Origin of the sequence: Pseudoalteromonas sp. NCIMB 1079, assembly GCF_040567695.1 — a bacterium.
Classification (GTDB): domain Bacteria; phylum Pseudomonadota; class Gammaproteobacteria; order Enterobacterales; family Alteromonadaceae; genus Pseudoalteromonas; species Pseudoalteromonas distincta.
In genome coordinates this window covers 19,623-32,655 of the sequence record NZ_JBEWZA010000003.1, presented here as the reverse complement: position 1 = coordinate 32,655, position 13,033 = coordinate 19,623, and the positions used below count along the sequence as shown (strand labels likewise).

The 13,033-nt window shown below is 36.8% G+C and carries 7 protein-coding genes and 1 pseudogene; all 8 read right to left on the bottom strand.

Annotated features, from left to right (window positions below):
* Nucleotides 1–34 precede the first annotated feature (34 nt).
* Entirely contained in the window at nt 35–2,020 is a 1,986-nt protein-coding gene (locus ABX891_RS20310; protein ID WP_089369355.1) for an RNA/DNA-binding domain-containing protein, read from the bottom strand.
* A gap of 6 nt (nt 2,021–2,026) precedes the next feature.
* Nucleotides 2,027–3,250: a restriction endonuclease subunit S gene (locus ABX891_RS20305; protein WP_089369356.1), complete on the bottom strand. Its 1,224-nt coding sequence runs from the start codon at nt 3,248–3,250 to the stop codon at nt 2,027–2,029.
* Nucleotides 3,247–4,818 carry a type I restriction-modification system subunit M gene (locus ABX891_RS20300; protein ID WP_089369357.1) on the bottom strand — a complete coding sequence of 524 codons (1,572 nt, stop codon included), beginning with the start codon at nt 4,816–4,818 and terminating at the stop codon, nt 3,247–3,249. Before ABX891_RS20300 ends, ABX891_RS20305 begins: the two co-directional genes overlap by 4 nt.
* 46 nt (nt 4,819–4,864) lie before the next feature.
* Nucleotides 4,865–7,216, bottom strand: coding sequence for an N-6 DNA methylase (locus ABX891_RS20295; RefSeq protein WP_089369358.1), 2,352 nt, complete (start codon nt 7,214–7,216; stop codon nt 4,865–4,867).
* 26 nt (nt 7,217–7,242) lie between these two features.
* On the bottom strand, nt 7,243–8,178 hold the full coding sequence (locus ABX891_RS20290; protein ID WP_089369359.1) for a PDDEXK family nuclease: 936 nt from the start codon (nt 8,176–8,178) through the stop codon (nt 7,243–7,245).
* A 164-nt stretch (nt 8,179–8,342) separates the two neighbouring features.
* Nucleotides 8,343–8,488: pseudogene (locus ABX891_RS20285) on the bottom strand (restriction endonuclease); the annotation flags it as partial.
* A gap of 57 nt (nt 8,489–8,545) precedes the next feature.
* Nucleotides 8,546–9,124 carry a winged helix-turn-helix domain-containing protein gene (locus tag ABX891_RS20280; protein ID WP_255319075.1) on the bottom strand — a complete coding sequence of 193 codons (579 nt, stop codon included), beginning with the start codon at nt 9,122–9,124 and terminating at the stop codon, nt 8,546–8,548.
* Nucleotides 9,125–11,895: 2,771 nt separating this feature from the next.
* Nucleotides 11,896–12,969, bottom strand: a complete 1,074-nt coding sequence (locus ABX891_RS20275) for a replication initiation protein (protein ID WP_089369360.1) — start codon at nt 12,967–12,969, stop codon at nt 11,896–11,898.
* Nucleotides 12,970–13,033: the final 64 nt, after the last annotated feature.

Sequence of the window (13,033 nt, the reverse complement as noted above, 5' to 3'; positions counted from 1 at the left end):
TACTAGCCTTATGCAATACATTCATAGCTTGTTGCTAATCTTTGTGTAACTTATAACCCTGTTCTGGGTGGTTCGGTATTGTTGGATAGGCCAAAAATAATACCTGCTCTTTAACCATCTCACGTAAGTAATTCTTTCTCAATGTATCTGTATTCATGTTAAGCAATTGCGCTATATCGCTAAGCCTTAAGCAATTAGGAGCCGACTTAGTACATAAATCAATTATCGCTTTTTGTACATCAGGCTTTTGTTTACGTCCTGAATTTTGGGCAATAGGCGATGCTATTTCTTTGAGTTCAAGCCAAAAGTTAGAAGCACTTAAATCGAACTCCGGCACTGGCGGATTGAGCTCCGGCACTAACTCCGGCACTGGCGGGTTAAGCTCCGGCATTGGCTCTGTTAAGTCCGGCACTTCATTAATTTTTTTACTACCAATCAAGGGCAACGCTGCCTGACTAGGTGATAATACAAAGCTAATGTTCCTACCAGCCTCATTGTCTGGCGTTGGCACTTCTATCCCTTTTAAATGATATATCTTGCCTCGGTGCTGGCCTGCCGACTCCAAGTACCCTGCATTAACTAACTGACTTAACGCAAGTGTCACTTCTCTCGTATGCTCTGAAGTGAGCGAACAAATACGCTCGTGGTTAAACCATGACTCAGTAATAGCGGTCATTAAAATGGTGCGTTTTAGCTCGCTTAGTTTGTTATAACCTTCACCATACGTTTCAATTAGGCGTTGGTGTAACTCTGGCGATACCATGTTTACCATACGCAACTCTAATAAGGTTTGGTTTAACTCGTCTTTTTCGTACAAATGTGGGGGCTGCCAGTTTTGCGCTTTACAATTACTGTATATTTTAGGAATACCCGAGCCTGCTTTTTCACTCAAACCAATATTTAAAAACATTTGATGAATAGCGGGATTACGGCACTGGCTATTACCGCCTGCTTTAGCTTCATGTACAGGCACTCGCATAAGCCCTGCATTTCTAAAGCCGATAAAGTCAGGGTGTTTTTCAATTAAAATATTACTTTCGGTACTAAAGTCTGCATGTGCGAGTGTATTAACAAGTGCTTCACGAATAGCCTCATGCGCTGGGGTTGTATCTTGCCGTTGCCCGCCATCGGTTAGGTTAAAGCCTACTTTTAAATCTACCGTGAGCTTACGGTAAACCTTACGATAAAAGTCAAAAGCATTTCCCGACCAAGAACCATCGGTATAAATTCGGTCTATCCAGCGGTGTGTACTGTCGTCTTTTTCTTGATAATCGAGTGCAAAACTTGGTAGTGCGTCTTGAATCGCATCCCACTTACCAAACATTACCAGGCCTGCAAGGGTTAAGCCTGCCTTGCCTGTTGCGCGGTCTTTTTGCCAGCCACGTATTGAACGCAAAAACTCTTGGTCGCTTAATTCTAAAAAAGGATGTTGTGGTTTGGCGTCAATAAACATTTGCCTGTAAATACGCAAGCTTTCGGGGTCTATATCGTCTAAGGTAAAGTGCTCTAAAATGCGGTTATCACGCACTTCCTCTTGCTCTGCCAGCATTTTATTTACTGCCGGTGGCAAACACTTTTGATCGGCCTCGTAACGGCGCTGATAGGTCCCATTAAGTGGGTTTGCATTCATAAATACAGGGCGGCTTTGCCGCGGAGCGCGCGGCACAGTAATCGCAATAACCGACTGGCCTTCAAGTGTTTCAATCCGTACGTCGCTTTCGCTGAGTAAATTAACACTCACTTTATTTGGGTTGTTAACCGTATCCCAAATATTCTTAATTAGCGGCGCGGGGTTTGTTATACCCTCAACCGTAAACGTGCCTTTTTTTTCTTTAATGCCCAATAAAATTAAGCCACCACGGGTATTGGCAAACGCGCTATAGGTTTCCCACATATCGTTAGGCACTGCACCATGGCCATCGCGGCCACTCGCCTGCTTACACTCAACCTCTACGCTTTCTTGCAAAGTTTGAATATCAATAATATTCGCTATTGGGTTGTCGTTAATTTTATTAGTCATTATTTCTCACACAAACATTTGCTGTAGTAAGCCTTTTTTAAATAGCTTAGTTTGTTCAATTTGATCGTTAACAGCGTTTATTTTTTTATCGAGCGATTGTAAGGATTGCGCTATTTTTTGCTGCTCAGCTTCGCAAGGTATTTCAACTTTTAAGCTTTTTAAATGTGTTGAATATAAATGAATTACTGAACTACCTTGAGATAATGAAGCTATTTCTCGCTTCTTGGCCGAGTTAAAATAATAAGATAAAAAAACTCCATTTAACGGAGTCCGTATAACAGTTAGATCACCGCTATAAGCTACACCACTTAACTTTACACATGCTGCGGTTGCAATGTCCCATTGAGTTTCACCTGATGATGGGACTATAACGTCATTTGCTTTACTAAAAAGTAAACTCTTTATCGGTAAACTTGTTGCAGAAACAACTGATTCTATAACCTCACCGTAAGTAGTATACAGTTCACCATAACGAATACAGGGAGTTATACCATCAATTGATATATCAGCTTTCGATATACTCTTACCTTTTGTAAAAGTAGCTATATCACCTAACAACTTTTCTTCCCACTCAGGAAAAGCGTTTCCATCATCGTCTTTAAAACGAATTTGTTGGCTAAAAATTTGTTGCATTACGCCTTTTTTATAGTCTTTTAATAAGCGGTGCTTTTCAGTTAGCTGGCTGATTTTAGTATCAACTGAAGTGAGGAAGTTAGCTATTTTTTGTTGTTCTAAGCTCGACTTAGGAAAGTGAGCTTTGTATGTTCGTAAATAATCTGTAGTAACACGTTTCTGTCCTGCTGAACCTTGCATATTCTGTTCACCAACAAAACGAAACTTAGGTGTACTCAATAAATAATGTATAAATGATGGTGAGTTACCTTCTTTTGCTCTTAGAACATGGAATTCAGTGCTACCGAAACCGACACCATTAACGAGACCTTGCAATAAAGCCCCTTTACCATTTTCAAAGCAAGGTGTAATTTTAGCAAAAATCGCATCCCCATCTTGAAAACCTGTAAAACCTTTGCAATAGCTCTCGTACAGAACAGTTTCAGAGTAAGAAAGCTTAGCCTCTTCTGTTACTGCATTCATAGGTATAAATGAAACCTTACCATCAACTGGTTCAATAGGTTTTGGTGGATTTATATAGCAGAAGTGAGATAGTTTATTTTCACTCCAGTCACTTTGAAAACATTGAAACCTAAGTTTAGGTATTACTGCGCTCATTTTACTATCCCAAATGGAATTTCAACCCCTAGCTCATCACAAAAATCAGCAATTATTTTATCCGTTTCAAGCATCGCTTTATCATTTGCCACCAGCTGCTGCGCAACCTCTCTCAAATCAACAAGCGCTTCATCTTCAAAGGTATCTACGTAACGCGGAATATTAAGGTTGTAATCGTTCTCTGCTAAATCGGTTTGTGTAGCTGCGAACGCATATTTATCAATAAAATCGCGTTTGCTTACGGCATCTAAAATGCGTTGTAAGTCTTCCTCGCTCATTACGTTGTTGTTAGTGCCTTTTTCAAAGTGATTACTGGCATCTATAAACAATACATTATCGTCAGCTTTACGGTGTTTTTTTAGCACCAACACACAAGTAGGAATAGACGTGCCAAAAAAGATATTAGCAGGTAAGCCTATTACCATATCAAGGTAGTTTTTTTCTTTAATAAGGTGTTTACGTATATGCCCTTCGGCAGCACCACGAAACAACACGCCATGCGGTAATACCACCGCCATTGTGCCGTTGTCGGCAAGCTGGTGGATCATGTGTTGTACAAAAGCAAAGTCGGCTTTGCCTTTTGGTGCCAGCTTGCCGTAGTCGGCAAAGCGCTCGTTATTCATGTGTAGCGGGTTGGCAGACCAGTCCGCCGAAAATGGCGGATTAGCTACCACAGCACTAAAGCGTTGCTCAAAGTGTGCGGGAACTTCTAACGTGTCGTCGTTTTGAATGTCGAACCTTGTGTAATGCACGTCGTGCATAATCATGTTCATACGGGCTAGGTTGTAAGTACTTGGGTTTTGCTCTTGTCCGTAAAACTTTAAATCGGGGTTATTAGCTTCTTTTGCAACACGTAACAACAATGAGCCAGAGCCACAGGTAGGATCGTAAACCGATTTAATGTGCGGGTTATTTAAAGTTACTAATTTTGCTAATAACTTAGATACCATTTGCGGAGTATAAAACTCACCTGCTTTTTTACCCGCGCCACTAGCAAACATACCAATAAGGTATTCGTAAGCATCGCCAAGTATGTCTATTTCGCTACTTTCTAGGTGAAAGTCGATGTTATCAAGGTGCTCTAATACTTTGGCTATTAACTTATTACGCGCATCCGGTGTTTTACCTAGTTTGTTAGAGGTTAGGTCTAGGTCATCAAACAAACCGTTAAAGTCATCAGCGCTGTCTACGCCCATAGTACTTTGCTCAATATGGTTAAGCACGTTGGTTACATCATCAAGTATAAACTTATCGTTAGCACCGCGTTCAGCAAGTACATGAAAAAGCTCTGCAGGTTTTAAAAAGTAGCCAAGCTTATCAAGTGTCTCTTCTTTTACAGCTTCAAGGTACTCTTGGCCCTCTGCTGTTGTTTCGTCAATTTTAGCAAATACAATACCGTCTTCACTCAGTAGCTGATCGGCATAAGTGTTGAGCTTGTCAGAAAGATACTTATAAAAAATAAGCCCAAGTATGTAATCGCGAAAGTCATCAGCCGACATATTGCCACGTAAGCTGTTAGCGATATTCCAAAGCTGCTTTTTTAATTCTTGTTGGTGTTGTTGAACCATTAATCTAATCTCTTTATTTTAATAGGCGACTTATGAGCCGATTTAATCACTTGTTTTTAAAATGCATTTCTATATATTTTAGTAGCTCGTAACCATATAAAGCTTCTGATTCTGATGAGCGTCTTATATAAAAATCTTGATACTTATTATTTTCACCTTTCATGAAAACAGGCTCAGGAGAAGTAATACAATCTACGATAACAATATTTTTATCATCTATGATAACTGAAGATAGGCGAACCAATTTGCTAATTGAATCACCTAGCAAATTTGTCACTTTGTTTTCTAAATCTTTTAGGTACTTTTCAATTTTCTGCAAATTTAAAGCTGACATTTCTCTATCTATTCCAACCAACTTGCCACTGTCACTTACACCCAACAATAATGTGCCGCCATCAGTATTGAGAAATGAAGCTATATTTTTAATTACCTTAGTCTGCTCTTCTTCGCTACGTTCAACTTTTCCAGAAGGGTTGTAAACATCTTGCTCTTTGAGAAAGAAAAACTGTTTAAACTCAATCTCTTTAGTTTCATTAATCTCTACTAGAATTTTAACACGCTCAATATCGCTAATATCAGATAAATCAAAAATAATTCTATTTGTTTGATTTGCTATTTCATGAGCTGAGGATGGGTTAGTGATTAGATCACTCTTGTAACGAGTTAGAGTAGATTCTGCTGCTTCTAATTTATTTGCTAACTCAAGTACTTTTAGTTGCTCTGATTTCTCCGGCACATAAATATTTAGTTTATGTAAATCTTTAATAGACAACATAGCAAAAGTACCTGAAGAAAGGTGTTCCAGTGATAACTTGCCTAACTCTGAATCTAAATACAACTTCGCATAACGGCAAAGTACAATATTCTCATTAAATTGAACTTCAATATAACGCTTTTGCTGTTGGGGTGTTAGTTCGTCTAAATTTGTCAGGACACGATTACGACTTTGCATTGAAGAAATAAATACAGAATTAGCTTTTGTTTCAGATCCAGCTTTCATCCGACGCATAGACAAAACGGCTCGTTGATCTAACTCTGAAGAGCTATCAAATGAATACTCTTTAAACGTTTTATGATTCTGCTGTAATCTATCAATTATTTTTTTATTCGGTGAGTTATCAACATACTCTTTAACAGCCAAAGAGTAATTTTTAGCTTTTATATCATCTAAACTAACAACCTTAGAGTAGGTCCCTATATCTTGAAATTCATTGTAAGTTTGAATGATATTGTTGATGTGTTCACGTGTTAACTCATTAGCCCTTCTCGACTGAAGATAGTCGTACTTGGCATCAATAAATAACGTTTTTAGCTTCTCACTTTTATTTTTGTTAATTATTAAAATACAAAGGTCAACTGAACTTGATTGCAATATTTTTGATGGTAAGGCAATAACAGATTCGATTAAGTCTTCTGAAATAAGAGCGCTTCTTATATTCAACTCTGCACGGTAAGCCGCCAACATATGGGATGTAACAAGCGTTACTAATTTACCATCGGGAGCTAAACTAGCCAATTGATGTAACAACCAAGCATAGTTAGCATTACTTTTAGGGGGCATTCCAAAAGTAGTCCGTTTTCCTCCTAAATAACTCCACTCTCCATGATTGAAAAACTTCTGATTAATTGGAGGAAAGGAAACTATCTTGTTAAACGTTTTAAGATCGTATGAGTTTGATTCTTTAAACTGCGGATTTAGTAATGCGTCCCCTAGCCTTACATTAACACTAAGGTTATTACTCAAAATCATGAGGACTCTAGCAAACCAAAACTCATCTAGCTGATTTGTCTCACCGTAAATAAAACCTTGATACTGACCCAGATTACCATCAAAGCTTTTGGGACTAATTAACATCTTACCGATGCAAAATGAGGGATCATATACATCCTCATTTTTCTTTAAATCTAAGAGCAACAACATTAACTCAGCAACTTGTACGGGCAAATCAGGACCAAAGTTAATCTCTCTAGGACTGAGCCATTCTTGTACAAAGATAGCTATTTGTGTATCACATTCACTGATTACTCTGTAATATAAATAATGAATAGACATTAGTAACTCAACTAGGTAATAGCTATCTAAATGCTGAAATAAAGAGATAGGAAATATACCGTTTAAAAAGTCATTCTCAGCCTCAATTTCTACGAGATTACTGATTAGCCGCTCTTTCAAACTGTATCTATCTGAGTTTACTAAGTCATTAAAGTGGCAGTGTTCAGGTACAAAGTAAGGAAAGCGATAATCTAAAATTTCTTTTTCCACTATTTCCTGATGATAGGAGATATGATGGTATGTAATTAATGAAATTATTAACTTGTATCGTTCGATCCTTGGAAGCGGAGATTCTCTTAATATATCATTAGCTTTATTGAGCACTTTCACTACTTCAGTTTTCATTTAACATCCCTATAGTGAATGAATTACTATCCAACTGTACTCACAAGCCATTCAATTAATCCTGCATTCACTGATAAATCAGCAAGCTTTTCAGCGTCCCACACCTGAATTGAATTATTCTTATCCATTGTATTAATATGGTCGCTTAGCTTTTTATCTGGTGTGTGGGTCACATAAAAAGCTTTATCATAACCCTCTATATTTAATCGCTCTTCATACTCTTTATATAAACTTAGGTTACTCTGTGATTTCACCTGAACAATGGCACGTTCTCCTGTAACTGGCGCCAAGAGTTCTATATCTAGCGTTTTTATTGTGTTACCCGCAGAGCCAACCCTTGACCACCCCGATGAACGAAATATTAAATCGACAAATACTTCAAAATCTTGCGGTGACAACAATTGGATGATCTTTTCGAGTGAGAGCTTAAGTGATACTAAATTCGTCTCTACATTTTTAACATCAGGGTGTTGAGTATTGTTGATTTTATTAAGCAGGTACTCTTTTTCTTTAACATCACAAATTGTACCTCTGAAGCCTTGTACTTTAGTCAACTTGCCACTTAGAGTTTGTATGAAAAGTGAATTGTTCTGACTATCTACACTGCGCCAACCATCAACTGTTTTACGTGATTTTGTTCTACTGTTCTCATCAAGCAGAACTTCTTCTTCAGCAAAGCAGTACCACAATTTACAGTCGTAAAATGTAATCCACATTGTTGTTTTAGGCTCGGTGTAAAACCTTTTAATTTGATTTCGATGGCTTGTTGTCGAAGCTTTGTTTGTATTGTACTCCAGAGCTACAAACTCACTCACTTTATCCCAGTTATTACTTAAACATAACTCATGAGGAATTTGCCTGTAATCTAACTTTATTGTACCTTCTTTTTCAATACACTCACTCTCGTAATCACCTTTTGAACCAAGCTTTATAAATAATGCAGTTGCAGCTTTAATCGCCATTTTAAAATCCTTTTTTATTAAGTTTAATCTTCTATAAAGTAGTCGCTATCAAGTGCTTTTACTTCAAATGCCTGTTTAGTACTAACGCCTACGTTATGAGTAAGCATTAGCTCTGTTAGCTGTTTACCATCCACCAGCACAATACGCTTATCAATTAAGCCAACATATTCGAGTGCGTCTTTACTAAAGCTGCTGGTGGTGATGAATACCCCTTTTTAGCACGGTGCATATCTAGCGCACCAGCAAAGGCTTGTATATCTGGCCTACCCACTGTTTTATTGGTGTAGCGCTTAGCCTGTAAATATATCATTTCGAGGCCGAGTTTATCTTCTTTTATTACACCATCAATGACACCGTCTTGAGTATATTACGTAGCTTGCCCTGCATCTTTACGTGAGCCGCCATAGCCCATAGCTAGCATTAAATCGACTACAAGGTTTTCAAAAAACGCAGGGGAGGCCGAAAGCACAGCCTGTAGTACTTCATCGCTCAAGTTAGTATTGAGTGTATCTACTGCGGCTTCTATTAGCTCTTCTGGTGTTTTTTGTGAGTTGCTATTTACTAAGCTGGTGGTGTTTTCGTCTAGTGAGTCGTTAGTATCTTTAGTACGGGTTTTAAAGTCTAAAAACTCAGGGTATTGGCTTAAGTACTGGTTATTGATTTGTTCGCCAGCTTGTATGGCAGTCAACCCTTTGTGCGTGATTTTGTAAAAGGCTCTTTTAGGCTGCTCTATCAAGCCTGCTTGTACTAAGTATGTTTTAGCCCAACCCAAACGATGGTAAGCATAAGTTTGCTTTCCACTAGGAATACGCAGTTTAAGCTGCTCTGCCGATAAGCTCAGGCTTTGATAAACGTTTGCTTCAATCTCTTTAAGCTTTACAGTTTTACCGTTAGCTAAGCATTGCTGTAATGGGGTCATGAATGATTGGTAATCTGGTAAAGACATACTATTCCCTGCCAAGCCGTATTAGTTAATAACTAAACAGCTAATCCTTTTGTTTTATTGGTTGAGATAATATACACATTAAGATTAAGGGGCAAAGATTATGCAATGATCATGTGTCTCATATCAACACAGTTTATGTTGAGTAGTAAGAATAACTAAGAACGCACAGTTACAAACGGCTCCTGGTGCGTTTATGACTATATTATCGGAGTTTTCACTGTTTTTCTTAAACCGATGCACTAAACCTATAGGGTTTTTCGGTCTATTTACCCCAGTTGCTCACAAGTGATTTTTGTATTTTATCTTATGAAATAAGTTGTGATATTAGACTGTTTTTTATCCATTTGATGTATGTTCTGATGTATCAATTCTTGTTCACCATTGTTAATCACTCAAACCGATGCAGCAAACCTATATACCCTGCTTTAAACCGATGCAACAAACCTCTAGTTATAAAACAATGGCTTAGGTTTATTTGGTACTTTAAGCTCTGCTTCTCTTAGACTTGAAAGAGGGTTTATCTGGGATTTCTTCGGAAAACCGATGCAGTAAACCTCTAGTTATAGATCAATGACTTAGGTTGATACCTGCTTTATTCCCCTGTATTTAGACACTTTAAGGGCATTATTCGGTCCCTACCTGGAGAAAACCGATGCAACCAACTATAGGGCTTTGGTGGTGGGCTGAAGGTAGCGCTTTTAAAAACCTGTTAAAGCGCTACTTATCCTGGTATCACTAAAGCTGGCCAAAGAAGTCATCAGCCCGCAACTTACTTCTTCGTAATCTAAGTTTGATTGGAGTAAAGGTTTTTATCGCTAGTTTGTGCCAGTATTGAGCAATCCTCTTATAAAAAGTTTTCTTATTGGGGATTTCACATCCGTATCGATTTGATAATTTTACTATCGAAACGCCCTTTTTTGTTGACGACTTGTTTTCAAGTATTTCGTTAGTAAACAAAAACCTCTCATCTGCAGAACTTCTATCATTAAATGGGGAAAATACTCTGCCTCTTTACTTAGAATAAACCCCATGGAACTTTCCAATCACTTCCCAAATAACTATCTATCTGGGATTGTGATGCATATTTCCACGAAGGCAGCTTATACATAACTATTACAGGGGATTGATAGGGGAACTCCCTGTATTTCTGGGATTGTGATGCGTATTTCCACTAAAATAGCTCATACATAGCTATTACAGAGGATTGATAGGAGCATTCCCTTTATTTCTGGGATTGTAATGCATATTTCCGCAAAAATAGCTCATACATAGCTATTACAGGGATTAATAGGAGCATTTCCTATTTATCTGGGATTGTGACTTGGTAGTGAGATATTTATCCAAAATAAAAGTAGCGTTTAAAAATAAAACTTAAATGGTCTCTTTAGAGACCTAAATATATACTTGCCTGTTCAAGTTAAATATTTGATTGATTTTTAGTCTTTTAAGGGACCTTTCAAAGGCCTTTATGAATAGGTAATAACTTCCATAAGCGTCTAATAAAGGGCACCTGCTAATAATCAGTCAAAGCTATTAATCTTTCTCCAGCTTTACATGAGGAAAACACGTAGCCTTGAGTTCTGGCGTAGTATTATAGAGGAGTAGCAAGTTAACTATCACTGAGTATTGTCAGCAAAGTGCTTTATCAAAAACAATACTTTATGCCGCAAGAAACAAGTTAAAGTCATTACTTGGCTGTATTGATATGGCGATGATAAACCGGGGAAAGGCGCTAATATTTTCTGTTTGATTATTATAATAGCCATGTAGGCTAATGTGCGACTAATCTTCTTGATGTGAGAGTCTTTACTATGGCCAAGCTACAGATAAATATTTTTGATATTAACCCCATTTTAGAGATCAGATATTTACTTACTCCATAGTGTTTTTAAAGCTTAATTCTTTTTAATAGCAGCTTAATAGAGTAATTAGTCTTGATTATTAACTATTTGACTAATGAGTTAGTAAGATGTTGATCCAATTAACTCGTTAGAATCGTCATTAACTTATTCACATATCCACAGTACCTATTAATTCTATTAAATCTATTAAAACTATAAGATCTATAAGAACTATAGGTGTCTGTAAGTTATTGTTATTAATAAATAAAAACATGGTAACAGATCGTATATTTGGTGTTTTGGATCATATATTTGGTGTTTTAGATCATATATTTGGTGTTTAGGATCATATACTTGGTGTTTAGGTTACATATTTTTGGTGTTTAGATTACATATTTTTGGTGTTCTTTTTTAGAATAAGGTTCTGACGACATACACTATTTTTATAGTATATGTCTCATTGCTAGCATGCAAAATGATAGATTAAGCTCTTTTTTAATATATTTAACACAATTCTGAGGTTGAAAGTTTGTAATTGTGTATATGCGTAACATATTTTTGGTGTTGAGAGCTTGTATCTTTGTATGTACGTAACATATTTTTGGTGTTGAGGGATTATATTTTTGTATGTAACATTTTTCTTATCATGGAGATTATATCTTTGCATGTACTATTTTTGTAGGTATGCAACATATTTTTGGTGTTAGGGGTTATATCTTTGCATGTACGTAACATATTTTTGGTGTTGAGAGCTTGTATCTTTGTATGTACGTAACATATTCTTGGTGTTTTATTTATTTGTAGGGCTATATTCGTCGTATTTTATGGGAAGTTATTAAAAATAGGTCTACGTGAGCATATTTTATATGAGCTACATTACATATTTTTGGTGTTATTGAGAGCACATACCAAAAATATGTAATATGCTTTTTAATATGGAATATCTAAATTATCTATAGTCAGTTTATTCGCAATATCAATTTCTTCTTTGCTGGATGCTTGTTCTGCGCGGTTATTACGCCTTTCAATCAAGGTTGTAGCTATTTTATTAGATAGCTCCTCATTACCAGTGTAATTGTATGCAGAAAGTAACAGTTTAAGTTCTGCAGTTGATAATTTTTTACCATTGCCTTCAGACTTTAATTGCTGCCTTTTAAGCTCTAGCTTTTTAATAGTTGTAATAGCATCGCGTTCATTAAATTCCTCAATATTGCCTTTTGTTATCCAACTCATAAGGAATTTGATAGCTATGATTTTGTTGCCTTGTTTTTTTAATTCGTAGCCAACTTCACCATTAGCACTTTCATAAAATAATAGCTCTTTATTTGTTGTCGGATTGGACTTGAGAATATCAATGCTGCTTCTAATGCATCTCTGCATAAAAACCCCATTATTTTTAAAAGATAATTTATCTGATTTTAAATTCCCTTTTTCATCATATAGACCAAATAAACCTTTTAGTTCATCAAGCTTAATCAAGTGCATTTCGTAGCCGGGCTCTTTAAACCTACTAAGTATTTCATAGAGTCGCTTTGCGTATTCCTGTTTTATGCATAAAAAGCTTGTGGTATTGATCAGCGCAAATCCTTGCTTATACTCTATAAACTCAGACTTCAGAAGATCATTAGGTATCATTGTAAATGTGCGGTTTTTATAGCTTATATTTTTAAATATTGGTTTATAGTCAAATTCAATTTCACCATTACCATCTTCAGTTTTTATACCAACGCTATATCGTGATAGCCGCATAGCTACAGGGTTAAGGTATGTCGCTATATGTTTTGGCGCTATATTGAGCCAATTGGAGAGCTGAGATGCTGAAAACTCGTATTTAGGGGTTGTTCCAACCCAATCACTTTCTTTCATAGTTGCAATCATGAGTGCAAATATATCTGCTTCACGGGCAGATAAATCTTGGCGACTAAATACTATCTGATGGCTCTTTTTTATGTGTTTAGGAAGAGAATCCCTTGAAACTACTTTCTTTTTCTCATCGATACTCATTTCTTCTTCCAATGTCGAGACTGTATTTGCTAGTTGATGACATATTCTTGGTGTTTTTACTAGA